Origin of the sequence: Lentisalinibacter orientalis, from assembly GCF_040706535.1 — a bacterium.
Lineage (GTDB): Bacteria > Pseudomonadota > Gammaproteobacteria > Steroidobacterales > Woeseiaceae > Lentisalinibacter > Lentisalinibacter orientalis.
This window is the reverse complement of the sequence record NZ_JAPDRJ010000005.1, coordinates 292,702-310,060: the sequence shown is the minus strand read 5'-3', so window position 1 is coordinate 310,060 and position 17,359 is coordinate 292,702. Positions and strand designations below refer to the sequence as shown.

Annotated in this window: 22 protein-coding genes, 1 tRNA gene and 1 other RNA gene; 11 read left to right on the top strand and 13 right to left on the bottom strand. The window is 67.3% G+C overall.

What is annotated here, in order from left to right:
* Positions 1-71 precede the first annotated feature (71 nt).
* Together ACJMK0_RS17235 and ACJMK0_RS17230 are read left to right on the top strand one after the other, a co-directional pair.
* Entirely contained in the window at positions 72-242 is a 171-nt protein-coding gene (locus ACJMK0_RS17235; protein WP_405240194.1) for a hypothetical protein, read from the top strand.
* A 173-nt stretch (positions 243-415) separates the two neighbouring features.
* Positions 416-640 (top strand): hypothetical protein, encoded by a 225-nt coding sequence (locus ACJMK0_RS17230; RefSeq protein WP_405223633.1) that lies wholly within the window; start codon positions 416-418, stop codon positions 638-640.
* Between the two features lie 3 nt (positions 641-643).
* On the opposite strand, the gene ACJMK0_RS17225 is transcribed toward ACJMK0_RS17230, so the two are convergent.
* The 3 genes from ACJMK0_RS17225 to purE all read right to left on the bottom strand — a co-directional run bounded on the left by ACJMK0_RS17225 (position 644) and on the right by purE (position 3,648).
* Positions 644-1,960 (bottom strand): AAA family ATPase, encoded by a 1,317-nt coding sequence (locus ACJMK0_RS17225; protein WP_405240193.1) that lies wholly within the window; start codon positions 1,958-1,960, stop codon positions 644-646.
* 69 nt (positions 1,961-2,029) lie between these two features.
* On the bottom strand, positions 2,030-3,136 hold the full coding sequence (locus tag ACJMK0_RS17220; protein ID WP_405240191.1) for a 5-(carboxyamino)imidazole ribonucleotide synthase: 1,107 nt from the start codon (positions 3,134-3,136) through the stop codon (positions 2,030-2,032).
* 5 nt (positions 3,137-3,141) lie between these two features.
* Positions 3,142-3,648: a 5-(carboxyamino)imidazole ribonucleotide mutase gene (gene purE, locus ACJMK0_RS17215; RefSeq protein WP_405240190.1), complete on the bottom strand. Its 507-nt coding sequence runs from the start codon at positions 3,646-3,648 to the stop codon at positions 3,142-3,144.
* Positions 3,649-3,815: 167 nt separating this feature from the next.
* Between purE and pmbA the strand changes: the two genes are divergently transcribed.
* Complete coding sequence (pmbA, locus tag ACJMK0_RS17210; protein WP_405240188.1) at positions 3,816-5,162, top strand: metalloprotease PmbA; 1,347 nt, start codon at positions 3,816-3,818, stop codon at positions 5,160-5,162.
* 49 nt (positions 5,163-5,211) lie between these two features.
* On the opposite strand, the gene ACJMK0_RS17205 is transcribed toward pmbA, so the two are convergent.
* Positions 5,212-6,546: a YhjD/YihY/BrkB family envelope integrity protein gene (locus ACJMK0_RS17205; protein WP_405240186.1), complete on the bottom strand. Its 1,335-nt coding sequence runs from the start codon at positions 6,544-6,546 to the stop codon at positions 5,212-5,214.
* 135 nt (positions 6,547-6,681) lie between these two features.
* Between ACJMK0_RS17205 and ACJMK0_RS17200 the strand changes: the two genes are divergently transcribed.
* Positions 6,682-7,485: a cobalamin-binding protein gene (locus tag ACJMK0_RS17200; RefSeq protein ID WP_405240184.1), complete on the top strand. Its 804-nt coding sequence runs from the start codon at positions 6,682-6,684 to the stop codon at positions 7,483-7,485.
* Here ACJMK0_RS17200 and ACJMK0_RS17195 read toward each other — a convergent pair.
* Positions 7,451-8,371: a phosphoribosylaminoimidazolesuccinocarboxamide synthase gene (locus ACJMK0_RS17195; protein WP_405240182.1), complete on the bottom strand. Its 921-nt coding sequence runs from the start codon at positions 8,369-8,371 to the stop codon at positions 7,451-7,453. The two genes, ACJMK0_RS17200 and ACJMK0_RS17195, sit on opposite strands and share 35 nt — an antisense overlap.
* A gap of 133 nt (positions 8,372-8,504) precedes the next feature.
* On the opposite strand from ACJMK0_RS17195, the gene djlA reads away from it, so the two are divergent.
* Both djlA and rpe read left to right on the top strand, forming a co-directional pair.
* Complete coding sequence (gene djlA, locus ACJMK0_RS17190) at positions 8,505-9,290, top strand: co-chaperone DjlA (protein WP_405240180.1); 786 nt, start codon at positions 8,505-8,507, stop codon at positions 9,288-9,290.
* 70 nt (positions 9,291-9,360) lie between these two features.
* Positions 9,361-10,038, top strand: coding sequence for a ribulose-phosphate 3-epimerase (gene rpe / locus ACJMK0_RS17185; protein ID WP_405240178.1), 678 nt, complete (start codon positions 9,361-9,363; stop codon positions 10,036-10,038).
* Positions 10,039-10,056: 18 nt separating this feature from the next.
* Here rpe and crp read toward each other — a convergent pair whose 3' ends face one another.
* Together crp and coq7 are read right to left on the bottom strand one after the other, a co-directional pair.
* Positions 10,057-10,704, bottom strand: coding sequence for a cAMP-activated global transcriptional regulator CRP (gene crp, locus ACJMK0_RS17180; RefSeq protein WP_405223615.1), 648 nt, complete (start codon positions 10,702-10,704; stop codon positions 10,057-10,059).
* 78 nt (positions 10,705-10,782) lie between these two features.
* The gene (gene coq7 / locus ACJMK0_RS17175) at positions 10,783-11,424 is read right to left on the bottom strand and encodes a 2-polyprenyl-3-methyl-6-methoxy-1,4-benzoquinone monooxygenase (RefSeq protein WP_405240176.1); all 642 of its coding nucleotides are present in this window, start codon (positions 11,422-11,424) and stop codon (positions 10,783-10,785) included.
* Positions 11,425-11,582: 158 nt separating this feature from the next.
* Here coq7 and ACJMK0_RS17170 point away from each other — a divergent pair, with 158 nt between their 5' ends.
* The 4 genes from ACJMK0_RS17170 (at position 11,583) to ACJMK0_RS17155 (ending at position 13,488) form a co-directional block, all read left to right on the top strand.
* The gene (locus ACJMK0_RS17170) at positions 11,583-12,299 is read left to right on the top strand and encodes a DUF481 domain-containing protein (RefSeq protein WP_405240175.1); all 717 of its coding nucleotides are present in this window, start codon (positions 11,583-11,585) and stop codon (positions 12,297-12,299) included.
* Between the two features lie 247 nt (positions 12,300-12,546).
* A complete protein-coding gene (rplM, locus tag ACJMK0_RS17165; RefSeq protein ID WP_405240173.1) occupies positions 12,547-12,975 on the top strand; it encodes a 50S ribosomal protein L13 in 429 nt (142 codons plus the stop codon).
* A 23-nt stretch (positions 12,976-12,998) separates the two neighbouring features.
* Positions 12,999-13,391, top strand: coding sequence for a 30S ribosomal protein S9 (gene rpsI, locus ACJMK0_RS17160; protein ID WP_405240171.1), 393 nt, complete (start codon positions 12,999-13,001; stop codon positions 13,389-13,391).
* A 23-nt stretch (positions 13,392-13,414) separates the two neighbouring features.
* Positions 13,415-13,488, top strand: a tRNA-Gln gene (locus ACJMK0_RS17155).
* A 110-nt stretch (positions 13,489-13,598) separates the two neighbouring features.
* Here the strand turns inward: ACJMK0_RS17155 and rpiA are convergent.
* The 6 genes from rpiA to ACJMK0_RS17125 form a co-directional block, all read right to left on the bottom strand.
* Positions 13,599-14,258 carry a ribose-5-phosphate isomerase RpiA gene (rpiA, locus tag ACJMK0_RS17150; protein ID WP_405240169.1) on the bottom strand — a complete coding sequence of 220 codons (660 nt, stop codon included), beginning with the start codon at positions 14,256-14,258 and terminating at the stop codon, positions 13,599-13,601.
* 229 nt (positions 14,259-14,487) lie between these two features.
* Positions 14,488-14,943 (bottom strand): hypothetical protein, encoded by a 456-nt coding sequence (locus ACJMK0_RS17145; protein ID WP_405240167.1) that lies wholly within the window; start codon positions 14,941-14,943, stop codon positions 14,488-14,490.
* A gap of 170 nt (positions 14,944-15,113) precedes the next feature.
* The gene (locus tag ACJMK0_RS17140; protein WP_405240166.1) at positions 15,114-15,701 is read right to left on the bottom strand and encodes a 5-formyltetrahydrofolate cyclo-ligase; all 588 of its coding nucleotides are present in this window, start codon (positions 15,699-15,701) and stop codon (positions 15,114-15,116) included.
* 28 nt (positions 15,702-15,729) lie between these two features.
* Positions 15,730-15,916, bottom strand: a non-coding RNA gene (ssrS, locus tag ACJMK0_RS17135) — 6S RNA.
* A 37-nt stretch (positions 15,917-15,953) separates the two neighbouring features.
* On the bottom strand, positions 15,954-16,268 hold the full coding sequence (locus ACJMK0_RS17130) for a cell division protein ZapA (protein ID WP_405240165.1): 315 nt from the start codon (positions 16,266-16,268) through the stop codon (positions 15,954-15,956).
* A gap of 38 nt (positions 16,269-16,306) precedes the next feature.
* Positions 16,307-16,537, bottom strand: coding sequence for a TIGR02449 family protein (locus ACJMK0_RS17125; protein WP_405223599.1), 231 nt, complete (start codon positions 16,535-16,537; stop codon positions 16,307-16,309).
* 171 nt (positions 16,538-16,708) lie between these two features.
* On the opposite strand from ACJMK0_RS17125, the gene ACJMK0_RS17120 reads away from it, so the two are divergent.
* On the top strand, positions 16,709-17,308 hold the full coding sequence (locus tag ACJMK0_RS17120; protein WP_405240163.1) for a UPF0149 family protein: 600 nt from the start codon (positions 16,709-16,711) through the stop codon (positions 17,306-17,308).
* Positions 17,309-17,359: the final 51 nt, after the last annotated feature.

Sequence of the window (17,359 nt, the reverse complement as noted above, 5' to 3'; positions counted from 1 at the left end):
AAGGCGTCACTGCAATCCGTTGCCCGTCCGGCTAATCTCCATGGCCACTGTCAGCAAAGGTGGCACTGATCATGGACTTCGAACGCACCTATACGGAATCCGAGCTGGATCCGGCCGCACTGGAATTCGCCAGAAGCCTGCGCGAGCGGCCCATGGAGGCCCCGCGTGACATGAATATCGACAGTTTCGGCGAGTCCCTGGGCGCGCGTCTGCTGCGCCTGTTCCGCGGCGGCAAGGACTGAGACGCCGGCTCCGCGGCCCGTCTCCGGACCGTTTCCCGACCGTTTCCGTATCGTTTCCGGCCCGCTCCCCGGGCATCCTGCGCTTGACGCGGTCCCCGCGCTGCATTAATTAGATGGGTCCGACCAGCACGGACGCCCGTCACCGGGGACCGTCGTCGAGCTCAGGGGGAGCGATGTGGCTTTCTAAACCGATCTACGAGGTGGTCCCGTACTTCTACCTGCTGGCCGGCTGTATCGCGCTGGCGGCGTCGCTGTACCTCGACTACTGGTACTGGCCTTCCATCTGTTTCGTGGTGGGCATGTTCTCGCTGCTGGGCGGCATCGTCGTGCTGCTGAAGCGCCGGGACCACCGGCAGCGGCGCATGGAGCGCGAGCGGGAGAGCGACGTACCCGAGTAGGGATCAGGTGGCGTAGAGGTCCTCGTCCTCTTCGTCGTCATCGTCCTCGTCTTCCGCCTCTTCGGCGGCTTCGGCCAGCTCGTCCTCGTCCGCTTCCTCGTCCTCCTCGAGCTCCGCGTCGCGCAGGTCGGTGTAGACGAGTTCGTGCTTGCCGAGGACGATGACGTCGCCGTCCTCGAGGCTTTTCTTCTTGATGCGGTGTTTGCCGAGGAACACGCCGTTGGTGCTGTTGAGGTCCTCGAGCACCGAGCGCTCCAGGTCGCTCACGATCTGGCAGTGGTGCCGGCTAACGTACTTGCTGTCGATGCGGATCTCGTTGTCCGGCGTGCGTCCGATCACCGTGCGCCCCACCTCGAGGTTGTGAGTCTCCACCACCTTGCCCTGCAGGCGCACGTCGATGCGCGCCAGCGTCATCTCGCCGGTATCCCGCGGGTCCAGTGAGACGGGGCGCAGGATCTGCCCCGTGTTGCCGGGTTCGGCATGTTCGGTGGGCTCGGCCGCCGGGGCCTCGACCTCCCAGGCGAGCTCCTCCAGCGCCGTCTCGATGATCTCCGGCGTGATGAGCGTCTGCTCCTCGGCGAAAGCGCACAGCATCGCCGTGTCGCACAGCGTGTTGATCAGTCGGGGCACTCCGCCGGTGCGGCGATAGATGAGGTCGAGGCAATCCTCGGCGAAGATTTCTTCTGCGTCCGCGCCGGCCACCTTCAGCCGATGGCCGATGTACTCGCGCATCTCCCGGTTGGTGAGCGGGCCGAGATGGAAGCGCAGGCGCACCCGCTGGGTGAGCTGCTTCAGCCGCGGCGACTCGATCTTGTCCTTCAGCTCCGGCTGGCCGGCCAGGATGATGCGCAGCACCTTCTCCTTGTGGGTCTCGATGCCCGACAGGAGCCGGATCTCCTCGAGCACCTTCGGGCTGAGGTTCTGCGCCTCGTCGATGATCAGCACCACCTTCTTGCCCTCGCCGTACTGCTCGACGAGGAACATATTCAGCATGTCCAGCAGTTCGGCCTTGCGGGCCTGGAACGGCTTGAAGCCGAACTCCGCCAGCACGGCCTGCAGGAACTGGCTCGGCGAGAGCTGGGTCTGCGACACCATGGCGTAGACGACGTCGTCGCCCAGCTCGTTCAGGAACGACTGTATGAGGGTGGTCTTGCCCGAGCCGATCTCGCCGGTGATGACCACGAACCCGTCGGCGAGCCAGATGGTCGACTCCATGTACGCCTTGGCGCGAGCGTGCTGCTTGCTCCAGTAGACGAAGGCCGGGTCCGGGGTGAGCCGGAAGGGCTGTTCGGCGAGTTTGAAGTGCTCGAGATAGGACATGGTCTGCCGGTCGATCCTCCGGGCTTACCCCGGAACAACCTTAAACATTAACACCAAAAGCAGGCGCTCTTACAGGGAACGGTTCTCAGTCCCGGCAGCGACCAGCGCCTCCAGCCGCGCCAGGCGCCGGTCCCGCTCCTCCGGCGCGTCGGCGACGACCGTGACGTGGCCCAGTTTCCTCCCGGGGCGCGGGGACTTGCCGTAGTCGTGCAGGTGGGCGTCGGGCACCGCCAGGATGCCGGCGGCCGCCGGCATCGCGCCGATCAGGTTCAGCATGCCGGCATGGCCCCGCACGCGGCAGTCGCCGGCCGGCAGTCCGCAGATCGCCCGCAGGTGGTTCTCGAACTGGCTGCAGGCGGCGCCCTCGATGGTCCAGTGGCCGGAATTATGGACCCGCGGGGCGAACTCGTTGCCCAGCAGACGCCCTCCGGCGACGAAGAACTCGACGGCGATGGTGCCGCGGTAGTCGAGCCGATCGACCAGCGACCGGAGATGAGTCTCGGCCAGTGTCTGCAGCCCGGCGTCCGCCGCGGGAGCCGAGGAGGTGTGCAGGATGCCGTCCCGGTGGACGTTCTCCGTCAGGGGGTAGCAGGCGAGTGTCCCGTCTGCGCCGCGGCTGCCGATGACGGAGACCTCCCGGTCGAAGGGGACCAGCCGCTCGGCCAGCAGCGGCACGCCGGCCAGTGCCTCCCAGGCCGCCGGTATGTCGGCTTCGCGCAGAATGCGACGCTGGCCCTTGCCGTCGTAGCCGAGGCGCCGGGTCTTCACGATGAGGGGCAGGCCGATGGCGCTGCACGCGGCCTCCAGCTCCTCCCGGCTGTCGACCGTCCGCCAGGGCGCCACCGGGATGCCGGCCGCCTCGAACGCCAGCTTCTCGTTGCGCCGGTCCTGCGCGGTGGCGAGCGCCCCGGGCGGCGGGTACACGGGCGTGTCGCCGGCCGCAGTAGCGAGGGAGTCCACGTCCACGTTCTCGAATTCGTAGGTGACGACGTCGCACCGGGCTGCCAGCTCGGCGATGGCGTCCTGCTCGTCGAAGTCGGCGGCGATGTGCTCGCCCACCGCCGCGGCGGGCGCTTCGGGCGCAGGGTCGAGGAACACGAATTCCAGTCCCAGCGGCAGGCCCGCCAGGCCGAGCATGCGGCCCAGCTGTCCCCCGCCGACCACTCCGACGCGCATGACGGTCAGACTGCGGCCGGGTCGTCGGCAGCCGGGTCGGGACGCGCGAGCACCTTCTCGGTCTGCTGCCGGCGGTAGTCCTCCAGCGCACGGCGGATGTCCGCGTCGCCGACAGCGAGGATGGCCGCCGCGAGCAGAGCGGCGTTTACGGCGCCGGCCTTGCCGATGGCGAGCGTACCCACCGGGATGCCCGCGGGCATCTGCACGATGGAGAGCAGCGAGTCCATGCCCGAGAGTGCCTTCGACTGCACCGGCACGCCCAGCACCGGCAGCGGCGTCTTTGCGGCGGCCATGCCGGGCAGGTGGGCCGCGCCGCCGGCACCGGCGATGATCACGCCGAGGCCCCGGCCGGCCGCCGTCTCGCAGTACTCGAACAGCAGGTCCGGGGTGCGGTGTGCAGAGACCACCCGGGTCTCGTGGGGGATGCCGAGCTCGTGCAGTGTCTCGCTCGCGTGGGCCATGGTGTCCCAGTCGGAGACCGAACCCATGATGATGCCGACCTTCACGTCCATGGCGGCATTCTACAGGGGCGGACGCGCCGGTTGTATCGCGACCAGGGGCGAGCGGTGACCCGGGGTGGGGAGCGTGCCGCCTCGTCACCGGCCCCGCGCCCGTTTAGAATCCCCGGCACTGTCGTGTACGACAGTCCACGACAGTGCCGGATCGCGAAGGAGCCCCCATGAGTCATACCCTGGAGATCAGCCCGGCGGAGGAGCGGCGCTTCGCCGACCTGGTGTCGCAGGCGCTGGAGACGGCGGCGCGGGCCGGCGCCGACGAGTGCGAGGCGGCGGTCAGCCACGATCTCGGCCTCTCGGTGACCGCACGGATGCGCGACATCGAGACGCTGGAGTATCAGAACGACCGCTCCTTCGGCGTCACCGTCTACTTCGACCGCCGCAAGGGCAGCGCGAGCACGTCCGACTTCCGCGCGGAGGCCATCACGGAGGCGGTGGAGCGGGCCTGCTCCATCGCCCGGCGCACCGCCGAGGATCCCTGCGCCGGCCTCGCGGATCCCGCCAGGCTCGCCGTGGATCCGCCCGACCTGGCGCTGGATCATCCCTGGGAGATTTCCCCGGAGGCGGCGCGGGAGATGGCCATCCGCTGCGAGGGTGCCGCGCTCGACAGCGACCGGCGCATCAGCAACTCGGAGGGCGCCACCGTGGCGACCAGCCGGGGCGTCAGGGCCTACGGCAACAGCCACGGCTTCTTCGGCGCCTACCGGCGCAGCAGCCACAGCATCAGCTGTGCGGTGCTGGCCGGCGACGACGGCGGCATGGAGCGGGACTACCACTACACCGCCGCCCGGGACCCGGCGGCGCTCGAGGCGCTGGAAGCCGTAGGCGCGAAGGCCGCAGAGCGCACCCTGCGGCGCCTGGGTGCCCGTCAGGTCACGACGGCGAAGGTCCCGGTGCTGTTCCCGCCGGAGCTCGCCCGGGGCTTCATCGGCCATGCCGTGGGCGCCGTCAGCGGCACGGCCCAGTACCGGCGCTCGTCGTTCCTCCTGGATGCCGCGGGCGAGACGCTGTTCCCCGACTTCCTGAATATCCTCGAGCGCCCGCACATCCCCGGCGCCTTCGGCAGCGCCCCGTTCGACCGCGAGGGGGTGGCCACCGCGGACCGGGATCTGGTCTCCGCCGGCGTGCTGCAGGGCTACGTGCTCTCCACGTACTCGGCACGCCGGCTGGGGCTGGAGACCACGGGCAACGCCGGCGGCGTGCACAACCTGCTGGTGGAGGGTAACGCCGACGGTCTGCAGGCGCTCACCCGGCAGATGGGCCGCGGCCTGATCGTCTCCGAGCTGATGGGCCAGGGCGTGAACGCGGTCACCGGCGATTACAGCCGGGGCGCCGCCGGTTTCTGGGTGGAGGGCGGCGAGATCGCCTATCCGGTCAGCGAGATCACCATCGCGGGCAACCTGCGCGAGCTGTACCGGAACATCGTCGCGGTGGGCCGGGACCAGGATCTGAGGGGCGTCATCCGCTGCGGCTCGGTGCTCGTCGCCGAAATGACCGTCGCCGGCAACTGAACGCGCCCGGCCTTTTCCGGCGGCCCTGAGGCTCTGGCACCGGGGACCGTCACCCGGCCTGGCTATTGCGGTCTTCGAGCTGATCCAGGAGATCGCTCAGGGTCCGTTCGTCCACCACGGCCTCCAGCGCTTCGTCGATCCGCTCGCCCAGGTCCGCGATGGCGGGCGTCCACGACGGCGGCCGCCAGGAGCCGGTGTCGCCGCCCTCGCGCACCGCGTCCAGGATGTCCTGCAGTCCGATGCGCGCAGGCTCCCGGGCGGGCACCAGCCGTTCCTGCTCGGTGCTGGTGATGAGGCCCGCGTCCTCCAGATTCGTGACGACCTGGGAGATGACGATGCCCGGGATCGCCAGCTCCTTCGCCAGCTCGCGCACCGTCCGGCAACCGGACCCGCCGCGGAAGGCGGCCCCCACCAGATACATGACGTTCAGCGCCAGCCGCTCGCGCAGGCTGTTCGCGAGCCGGGTCTCCCGGTGGCCCAGGCGCAGGAAGCCCGGATTCTGGTTATAGAACGCGATCTGGGCGCCGAGCAGCAGGATGAGCCAGTTCAGATACAGCCACATGAGTGCGAGGATGGCGATGGCGAAACTGGCGTACACCACCTGGATTCGGCCTCCGGCGCCCACGAACACGCTGGCAAACACGGCGCTCGTGGTCGCCCACAGGATGCCGGCGGTCAGCCCGCCGACGAACGCTGCGCGGAACTTCACCCGGGTATTCGGGATCAGCTTGTACAGGACGGTCAGGGCCAGAATGGCGAGCAGATAGGGCGTGAGTTGGCCTGCCGCGACGATGGCCGTGCCGAAGGGCTCGATCTCGATCAGCCGTTCGGCGAGCGCGTTGTTGCGGATGGAGGCGATGATGCCGAGGGCGACCACCAGCACGACCGGCCCCATCAGCAGCACGCTGAAATACTCCGTGAAGCGCCGCGTTATGCTGCGCGGGTTGCTGACGTGCCAGACGTAGTTCACGCTCTCCTCGATCTTCTGCACCATCGAGAAGGCGGTGTAGATGAAGAACGCGAGGCTGACGCCGCCGAGCACACCGCCGTCCACGTCGTTGACGAGGTTCATCAGGGTGGTGACGATCCGCTCCCCCTGGCTGCCGAGCGGCGCGAGGAATTCGGTCAGCTGGGGCTCGAGTTCCCGGTGGATGCCGAATCCCTTCAGCACCGAGAAGCTGAACGCGAGCAGCGGCACGATGGAGAGAAGGGTGGTGTAGACCAGACTCATGGCCCGCATCGTCAGCTGTCCGCTCATCAGATCGCGGACGATGGCCCAGACATAGCGCAGGAAAGCGATGCCGAAGGCCGGCACGGGCGGGAGACCGGAGAACTGCGGGCTCCACAGGAATCGCTGCAGGTAACGGATCAGGGAATCCAGCATGGGTGCGGTGTCGCCTTCTTTGGCACGGGCCGTCGCCGATTGTACATTAGCCCCCTGCGCCCGAGTCTGCGGCACGAATAGAGACGAGTGGATTCGAATGGGCACGAGCGAGACGGGCGGACGAAGGGCCTGCGCATGAACGACTATCCCAACCGCATCATCTGCATGACCGAGGAGACCACCGAGACGCTGTATGCGCTCGGCGAGGAGGACCGCATCGTCGGCATCTCCGGATTCACGGTGCGGCCGCCGCGCGCGCGGCGCGAGAAGCCGAAGGTCTCCGCGTTCACCAGCGCGAAGATCGACCGCATCATGGCGCTCGAGCCGGACCTGGTGCTGGGCTTCTCCGACTTGCAGGCCGACATCGCGGCCGAGCTGATCCGGCGCGGCGTGCCGGTGCACGTGTTCAATCATCGCTCGGTGACGGAGATCCTGCAGATGATCCGGGTGCTCGGCGGCATGGTCGGCTGCGAATCCCGGGCCCGGGCCTATGCCGGGGAACTGGAGGCGGGCCTGGAGTCCATCCGCGCCGGCGCCGCCGCGCTGGAGCATCGGCCCCGCGTCTACTTCGAGGAATGGGACGAGCCGCGCATCACCGGCATACGCTGGGTGGCCGAGCTGATCCGCATTGCCGGTGGCGAGGACTGCTTCCCGGCGATGGCGGACGAGCCGCTGGCGAAGAACCGCATCTTCGCCGACGACGCCCCCATCATCGACGCTGCCCCCGACATCGTGATCGGTTCCTGGTGCGGCAAGAAGTTCCGCCCCGAGCGGGTGGCGGAGCGCCCGGGCTGGGACGCGGTGCCCGCGGTGCGCCATGGCGACCTCTACGAGGTGAAGTCGGCGCAGATACTGCAGCCGGGTCCGGCGGCGCTGACTGACGGCGTGCGCGAGATCGCCGCCATCATCCGCGGCTGGTCGGAACGGTCTCGCCGGTGAGCAACTCCAGAGCGCGGAGGTATTTCTCCCGCGTGCGGGCGATGACCTCCGCCGGCAGACGCGGACCGGGTGCGCGCTTGTCCCAGTCCAGGGTATCGAGGTAGTCGCGGACGAACTGCTTGTCGAAACTCGGCGGGCTCGCGCCGGTGCGCCAGGACGCCGCCGGCCAGAATCGGGATGAGTCGGGCGTGAGCACCTCGTCTATCAGGTAGAGGGTACCGGTCTCGTCCACGCCGAACTCGAACTTCGTGTCGGCGATGATGATGCCCCGCTGCCGGGCGTAGTCCGCGCATTCGGTGTAGATGCGCAGGGACAGCTCGCGGACCTGCATCGCCCGCTCCCGTCCGATGATCTGCGTTAGCGTGTCGAAGCTGATGTTCTCGTCGTGATCGCCGACGGCGGCCTTGGTGGCCGGCGTGAACAGGGGCTCGTCCAGCCGCGCGGCCTGGGGCAGGGCCGGCGGCAGCCGGATGCCGCACACGGCGCCGCTCGCCCGGTAGTCACGCCAGCCGGAGCCGATCAGGTAACCGCGGACCACGGCCTCCATCGGCAGTGGCTGCAGCCGCCGCACGACCATGCTGCGCTCGCCGAGCAGCGCACGCTCGGCAGGATCGGTGATGACGGCCTCCAGCGGCAGGTCGCTCAGATGATTCGGAACGATGCCCGCCGTGCGCGCGAACCAGAACCGGGAGATGCGGGTGAGGATGCCGCCCTTGCCCGGGATCGGGTCCGGCAGCACGACGTCGTAGGCCGACAGCCGGTCGGTGGCGACGATCAGCAGATGGTCGTCGTCCACCGCCCACAGGTCGCGGACCTTGCCCCGGCCGATCAGCTCCAGCCCGGTCACGCTGGACTCGAATACGACGTCGCTGCTCTGCTCGGCCATGGGCGCTTCCCCGCGGTAAAGCCGGGATGATGGACCGGCGGCGCGACGCGGGCAACCGCCCCGCCCGGCGCAGTGCAACGGCGCCAGCAAACGGGGTAGCATCCCCGCTTATGCAAGGGCATGGACGGCGTCGTTGAACTGGTGGGGCAAGCTCGCAGGCGGCCTGCTGGGTCTCGCCACGGGCCGGCCCCTGCTGGCCCTGCTCGGCGTGCTGCTGGGCCACCAGTTCGACCGGGGCTATGCGAAATGGCGGCAGTCCCGGGTTGGGCCTGCCCGCCTGCCCGCCGAGTTCCTGCGCATCACGTTCGAGACCATGGGCCACCTGGCCAAGGCCGACGGGCGGGTGAGCGAAGCCGAGATCGGAGCCGCGCGCCGGATCATGCACGAACTCGGGCTGTCGGCCGACGATACCCGTTCCGCCATCGAGTGGTTCAACCAGGGCAAGCGCCCGGACTACCCGTTACGCGGCCGGCTGCAGCGTCTGGCCGCGCTGGCCGGCCGCGGCGGCGATCTCGGCCGCGCGTTCCTGCGCCTGCAGCTGCGCATCGCCCTCGCCGACGGACGCATGCACGAACGCGAACGCGCGCTCCTGTGGGCCATGGCGGGCGAGTTCGGCATCGGCCGCGTGGAGTTCGCCCAGATGGAGGCCGTGTTGCGGGCCCAGCGCGGTTTCGCCCGTTCGGAACGGGGCCGTGCCGAGAGGAAGCTCGTCGACCACGCCTACGAGGTCCTGGGGGTGCCGGAGTCCGCCAGCGATACGGACATCAAGCAGGCCTACCGTCGCCTGATGAACCGCTACCATCCGGACAAGCTCGCCTCGAAGGATATCAGCCCGGAGGACCTGGCGGGCGCGCAGCAGCGCACCCGCGAGATCCGCAACGCCTACGAGTCGCTGAAGGCCCGGCGCGGTTTCAGATAGGTCGGGCCGGCTATACACGGCGCGCGCGCTTGGCTACAGTGCCGTGCCACACAACACCGGAGACAGCGTCGTGCAGCCCGTGATCGCTCCTTCCATCCTGTCGGCGGACTTCGCCCGGCTCGGCGAAGACGTGGACGCCGTGCTCGTGGCCGGCGCCGACATGGTCCACTTCGACGTGATGGACAACCATTACGTGCCGAACCTGACGGTGGGCCCGCTGGTCTGCGAGGCCCTGCGCAACTACGGCGTGACGGCGCCCATCGACGTCCACCTGATGGTGGAACCCGTGGACCGCCTGATCCCCGATTTCGCGGCGGCCGGCGCGAGCTACATCACGTTCCATCCGGAGGCCTCGCGCCACGTGGACCGCAGCCTCGCGCTGATCCGCGAGCAGGGTGTCGGCGCCGGGCTGGTGTTCAATCCCGCGACGCCGCTCTCCTGGCTGGACCACGTGATGGACAAGCTGGACATGATCCTGATCATGTCGGTGAATCCGGGCTTCGGCGGGCAGAAGTTCATTCCGGAGGCGCTGACCAAACTGCGCGCGGTGCGCCGGCTCATCGACGAATCAGGCAGGGAGATCCGGCTGGAGGTCGACGGCGGCGTGAAGGTGGACAATATCGGCGCGGTGGCGGCCGCGGGTGCCGATACGTTCGTGGCGGGCTCGGCGATATTCGGCAGCGACGACTACGCCGCGACCATCCGCGCCATGAAAGGGAATATAGCGAAGGCCGGGCAGTCCGACTGAACGGCCGCCCGCGAGCGGCTAGCGTTTCGGCCGCGCGCCGTAGACCACGATGGTCTTGCCGTTCGCGGAGACCAGTCCCTGTTCCTCGAGCACTTTCAGGACCCGGCCGGCCATCTCGCGGGAGCAGCCCACCAGACGCGAGAGTTCCTGGCGGCTGACCTTGATCTGCATGCCGTCGGGATGGGTCATGGCATCCGGCTCGTTGCACAGATCCATGATGGCGTGGGCCACGCGGCCGGTGACGTCCACGAAAGCCAGATCACCGAGCTTGCGGTTGGTGCGATCCAGCCGGCTCGCCAGCTGCGTGGCCAGCTCGAAGACCAGGCCCGGGCTCTCGCTGGCGATCTGGCGGAAGCGGGGGTAGGTCATCTCCGCGATCTCGCTCTCGGTGCGGGTGCGCACCCACGCGCTGCGCGTCGGCTGTTCGTAGAAGAGGCCCATCTCGCCGAAGAACTGACCCTTGTTGAGGTAGGCCAGCACCATCTCGTTGCCGTCCTCGTCCTCGATCATGACCTCGACCGAGCCGTCGACGATGTAGTAGAGGATGTCGGGGAGGTCGCCGGCGTGGATCATCACCGTCTTCGACGGGATGGTGCGCACGCGGCAGTAGCTGAGGAACCGGTTGATGGCCGGTACGTCGCTCAGATTCTTCGCTGTCGTTGGCATTCGAGCCCCCTCGCTGGATCCAACAGCTATTTTGTGACAGACGCTCAACAAGGGCAAGCCGGCGGCCCCCGCAGCCGGCTAGAACCAGTAGGCGGTCCGTGTCATCACCTTCGCCGTGGCCCGCATCAGCCCCCGTACCGGGGCGGGCAGGCGGCTGCCGCCGGATTCGGCGGCGGCGGCGCCGTGCACCGCCTCTTCCTCCGCCATCCGCTGCAGGATGGCGCGGCTGCGTTCGTCCTCGACCGGCAGCCGGTCCAGGTGGCCGTTCAGGTGCTCGACCACCTGCCGCTCGGTCTCCGCGATGAAACCCAGGCTCCAGCGGTCCCCGGCCAGTCCGCTCAGCGCGCCGATGGTCCAGGCGCCGGCATACCAGAACGGCGCCAGCCTGCTGGGCGCCGCGTCCAGTTCCTGCAGCCGCTGCGCGCACCAGCGCAGGTGATCCGTCTCTTCCTCGGCGGCGTGCTGCATCTCCTCGGCCACGGCCGGGTCCCGGGCGACGACTGCGTGCCCCTGATACAGGCCCTGCGCGGCGACCTCCCCGGAATGGTTGATGCGCATCAGCCCGGCGACGTGTCTGGCCTGCTCCGGCGAGAGTTCCGCCTTCGGCCGTTCCGCACCCGGGTTGGGCCGGCTGCCGCCCGGCGGCGCGAACAGGGTTCGCAGTGCGTTGTCGGCACTCGCCAGGAAGCGATCGGGCAGGCTGCGGTTCCGTCCATGCATGCGTCGATTATAGCAACGGCCCCTCCGGTGTCGCGGTTTCGCGGCTGGACAAAGCGGATGCAATTTCCGGGGAGTTGGCCTAGGATTGCGCGCGGTTTGCGCACGGATCGCCGGGATGCACCGTCGATGCGCAGGATGGAGCTTACGGAGCAAGACCAATGAACAGCAAGACACTCGCCACGGCCCTTTCGTTGCTGATGGTTCTCGCCGCCGCCCCCGGTCACGCCCAGGACGAGGGCCCCTGGAGCGGCAAGGCGAGCCTGGGCTACCTCTCGACGACTGGTAACTCCGAGACGCTGAATGTCTCCGCGGCCGCCGAGGTGGAGTACACGAGCGGCAATTGGGACCATCTGGCGCAGGTCTCGGCCGTCGGTGCCCAGCAGGACGAACAGACCACGGCGGAGGCTTATCTCGCCGCGTGGAAGAGCGAATACTCCTTCAGTGAGTTCAATTACGTCTTCGGCCGGGTGCGCTGGCAGAAGGACAAGTTCAGCGGCTACGACCAGCAGATGTCCGAGACCGTCGGCTACGGTCGGCGGATCCTGCACAGCGATCGCCATACCCTGAACGGGGAAGCCGGCATCGGTCTGCGCCAGTCGGACCTGCGGGACGGGACCTCGGAGAACGAGACCATCCTGCGCGGCTCGCTCGACTACACCCTGAAGCTGAGCGAAAACGCGGAATTCGGCCAGAACTTCCTCGTCGAGTCCGGCGCGGAGAACACTTTCATGGAATCGGTGACTGAGGTGAAGGCCAGCCTGATCGGCGAGCTCGCCCTCAAGGCGTCCTACACCATCCGCCGCAATACCACCGTGCCCGCGGGCAGCGAGAAGACGGATACGTTCACGGCCATCTCGCTGGAGTACGAGTTCTAGGACGAGAGTTCCAGGACGACAGTTCCAGGACGAGTGCCGGCGCCGTGAGGGCCGGGGGCTCCGGTGCCGGCGGGCTGCGGGGCCGGAGCGGCAGCCGCCGTTGCATCGCCCGCCTGCGGAGGCTATAATTTCGCGCTTTTCGTCGTTGGCACGAGCATTTTCCGTGCCGCGCCGACGGCCTCCGGCCCCGACGGGAGCCGGGTTTCAACCAGAACCGGGTTACCGGACGACATTTGAGTAACTGTTGATGAAGACCTTCTCTGCAAAACCGGCCGAAGTCCGGCGCGACTGGTACATCGTGGATGCCACGGGCAAGACCCTGGGCCGCCTCGCCACCGAGGTCGCGCGGCGGCTGCGCGGCAAGCACAAGCCGGAATATACGCCCCACGTGGATACCGGCGATTACCTGATCATCATCAACGCCGAAAAGGTGCGGGTGACCGGTAACAAGCTCAAGGACAAGATGTACCACCATCACACGGGCTACATCGGCAACCTGAAGTCCCGCTCGCTGGAACAGATGCTGGACAAGGCACCCGAGCGGGTGATCCAGTCGGCGGTCAAGGGCATGATGCCCAGGAACCGGCTCGGCCGTCAGATGATGGGCAAGCTCAAGGTCTATGCGGGGCCGGAGCATCAGCACAGCGCACAGCAGCCGATCGAGCTCGACATCTGAGCCGGCGGCACAGGGAACAGAACATGAGTGACATGCAGTTTTACGGTACGGGCCGGCGGAAGACCTCCACGGCACGGGTGTTCCTGAAGCCCGGCGAGGGCAGGATCACGGTCAACAAGCGTCCGCTGGATCAGTTCTTCGGCCGCGAGACGGCCCGGATGATCGTCCGCCAGCCGCTCGAGCTGACCAAGCTCGAGGATCGCTTCGACGTGGACGTGACCGTCATCGGCGGCGGCACCACCGGCCAGGCCGGCGCCATCCGCCACGGCCTGACGCGGGCGCTGATGGAGTACGACGAGTCTCTGCGCAGCGGCCTTCGCAAGGCCGGATACGTGACGCGCGACGCGCGTGAAGTGGAGCGCAAGAAGGTCGGCCTGCGCAAGGCCCGCCGCGCCACCCAGTTCTCGAAGCGTTGATCGCGGCCGCGCGACAGGGTTATTGGGGGATCGTCTAGCGGTAGGACATCGGACTCTGACTCCGAGAACCCAGGTTCGAATCCTGGTCCCCCAGCCAAATACAAGAGGGCCCCGTCAGGGGCCCTTTTGTATTTGTGGGGACTTCGCGGATGAGACCCTTGGTTCGAACCGAGGCCCGCCTGCGGGCCGGCCGGTCTTCGGCGGCCCTCAGCGCTGCATCGTGCGCACGCCGTCGCGTCCCGCAACCAGCAGGACGTCGGCCGGCCGATGCGCGAACAGCCCCGCGGTTACGACGCCGGGCAGCTGGTTGAAGCGAGTCTCCATCTCCACCGGGTTGGCGATGGAGAGATTGTGCACGTCGATGATGTGGTTGCCGTTGTCGGTCACGAAGTTCTCGCGCCAGATAGGCTGTCCGCGGTAGCGGATGATCTGCCGTGCGATATAGGCCTGCGCCATCGGGATCACCTCGATGGGGAGCGGGAAACCGCCGAGCATGCCGACGAGTTTCGAGTCGTCGATGATGCACACGAACTTGCGCGAGGCAGCGGCGATCACCTTCTCGCGCGTGAGCGCGCCGCCCCCGCCCTTGGTCAGGTGGAAGTGCTTGGTGGCCTCGTCCGCACCGTCGATGTAGAGGTCCAGATCGCCGACGCTGTTGAGTTCGCTGACCTCGATGCCTTTAGCCTGCAGGCGCCGAGTCGTCTCGCTGGAACTCGACACGACACTGGTGAGGCGATCGGCCACCTCCGGCAGGAACTCGATCAGTTCGTTGACGGTGGAGCCCGTGCCGACGCCGAGGGCAGTCCCCATCTCTATGTACTCGAGCGCCGCCCGGGCGGCCTGGCGTTTCTTCTCTGTCTGGTCCATCGCGGTTTCCGGCTCTGTTCGTTGTCCGTGAGATCGGCATCGTGGCGGCCGTCGTCTACCGGCCTCTTGTACCACCGGCCCCGGCCGTTGCGCCATCCCCGTGCCCTAACGGAATGTGCCCGCCGGAGCGGGCACATTCCTCAAGTCGGGATTCCATCGCTGCACGTCTCCCGGCGGAGGGTGTCAGCGACCGGTAAGGCTCTGGGCTACTTACCGATTCCCACTGCGCTCAGCGCTTCCGGCTAGCTTTCTTCTTGCTAGCTTTCTTCTTGCTAGCCTTCTTCTTCGAGGCCTTTTTCTTGGTCGCCTTCTTCTTCACGGTCCGCTTTTTCTTGGCAGCCTTCTTCTTGGTTGCCTTTTTCTTGGTCGCCTTTTTCTTGGTCTTCTTCTTCACGGTCCGCTTTTTCTTGGCGGCCTTTTTCTTGGTCGCTTTCTTTTTGGTGGCCTTCTTCTTGGTCGCCTTTTTCTTGGCGGCTTTCTTTTTGGTGGCCTTCTTCTTCGTTGCTTTCTTCTTGGTCGCCTTCTTCTTCACGGTGCGCTTTTTCTTCGCTGCCGTCTTACGCGCAGTGGTCTTCTTCTTCGACACCTTCTTCCTTGCCGGTGCCTTACGCGCAGTCGTCTTGCGCTTCGACGCTGTCTTCTTCTTTCGCGTCGTCTTCTTCTTCGATCTAGCTGTAGTAGCCATATGTCATCTCCGTGTCGGGGTACCCGGCGTTGAGTATATACATAAACACTGAAAATTCCAGCAAGTTTCCAGACACATGCACGGCTGCGCGAACAGCATTGCGATAACGATGAAGTTGTTCGTCGCCGTCATCGATGTGATGTGATCGATGCGATGCGATCGATACGACGTCAACGCCGGAAGCGATACATGCCGTTCTCGGTTGCGACTGCGAACAGCGGAATGTCCCATGCGGCGGCGGGTATGGCGGAGACTCGCTGACAGGAGAAGGCAGCGCCGACGAGTTTCGGATGCAGCCACTGTCGGCGATGACGCAGGAAAGCGAAGCACCGGTCGTAGTAACCGGCGCCCATGCCGATGCGGTTTCCTGCTTCGTCGAACGCTGCCAGCGGCGTGACGACGAGGTCGAGTTGCCGCGCAGAGATTGCGTCGGATGCGCGCTCGGGTTCCCAGATGCCGTAACGGTTGCGGACGAGGTTCGCGTCCCGTGACAGGCGGACGAAGTGCATGCGGCCTGTCGCTCCGACCACCGGTACGTGGACCATGCGCCCGCTGGCGAACGCTTCCACGAACAGATCGCTGACGTCGACTTCGGCGGCGGCCGCAAAGTACAGGCCGATGCGCCGCGCCGCGTGCCAGGGCGGGCTGTGCGAGAGGTGGCGGCAGATGGCGGCGGAATGACGCTCACGCGCCGCGTGATCGAGTGCGAGGCGGGCCCGCTGTCCGGCTTGCCTGTGTCTTGCGCGCTCGGCCTGCATGGGGCCCTAGTCCTGCGGGAGAGAGGTGGCACCTCCCGCCTGTGCCGTCACCAGCCGTCGCTCTCGAACCAGAGCGTAAGGTGGGGTCGGCCGAGACAACGCAGGCTTTCCGCCGTATCGCGGATCTGCGCAATGTTGCCTTCAGGCTTTTGACCCCGACGTTGATAGTTAGGGTCGAAAGGCTTCCCAGCCGGTGTCGAACACTGCAGGAGGTGCCGTAACTTGTCTATGACCGCCCGCGGCGGCCCGGGTTCAGAAGTCTAGCTGGCGGCTGTCGCCCAGCACAGCCTCCACCCTGTCGGACAGCGCCCTGATACGTCCGGCCACGTTGCCTTCGAGCGCCTCGTCGCGGGCACGTGCCTTGATCAGTTCGTTGGCCATGTTCAGCGCTGCCATGACGGCGATCCGATCCGTACCGACGACCTTGCCGCTGTCGCGGATCTCTTTCATCTTCGAGTTGAGCAGCTCTGCGCTGTCCAGCAGATCCGATTTCTCGTTCGCCGGACACGATACCTGGTATTCCTTCTCCAGGATACGCACGCTCACATGGGCATACATGTCGTCCATCGTCGTCTACCCGTTGCCGCCGTGTTCCGGGCGCGGCGTCAGGCGCCGTGCTCCATGGATTTCAGCCGGCCGATCATGGCCTCGACGCGTGCACGTACCTGCTCGTTCTTCTGCAACAGGCTCGCCCGCTCTTCGATCAGCGTGTCCTGGCGGTGGCGGAGCGAGCGGTTCTCCTCGCGGAGCTGATTGCAGACCGCCACGAGCTCGTCCAGACGCTTCTCCAGACGCTTCAGTTCGTGCGCGAACGCCTGATGTACCTGATCGCTCATGAGGGCAATATAGTAGTGAGCGGGTATCCGGTCAATCGACGGTGTCCCGTACGCGGGCCGCCACGGCGGCGGCGATGTTACGATGGCCTCCGGGCTTCGTGCAGCCGGCCGCAGCCCGTTTCGTCGAACGCGTCTCAGGACCAGAACGGCTGACCAGCACCTCGGATCGACATGCCGGACCACCCCCACGCCATCCACACGAGACTCCACGAGACCCTGTCTGCGGCCGGGGCCACCTGCGATGCGCCCGAGGCACACGGCACCCTGTGCAGCCTCGTCTGCCTGCACGGCAGCCGTGCCGGGCCGCGCTGGATAACCAGCCTGTTCGGCAAAGAGCCGGTGCCGGCGGACGCGCGCCGGGCGCTGCTGGACATCGCGAGCGAGACCGCCGCGGAACTCGAAGACCCTGCCTTCCGCTTCGCGCCCCTGCTACCGGGCGACAGGTCGCCGATGGGCGAGCGAGCGGGCGCGATGGCGCACTGGACCCAGGGGTTCCTGCACGGCTTCGGGGAGGCGGGCAGCCGGCCGGCGCTCGCGGAGCGGCTCGGGCAGGAGCCCCTCGCCGAGCTGCTGTCCGATCTCAGCGAGATCACGCGGGCGACGGCCGGCGAGGCAGATGGCGCGGAGGAAGGCGCGGAGGATGGCGCGGACGGCGACGAGGAGGCCTGGGCCGAGCTGGTGGAGTACCTGCGCGTGGCCGTCCAGCTGTTCTACCTGGAACTGGCCTCCATCCGGGGCGATCGGCACGAGGCGCCGTCCGGGCTCCAGTAGCCGCTGCCGCGCCGGGGCGCAGCGCGCTCCGGTACAATGCGCACTCACGCC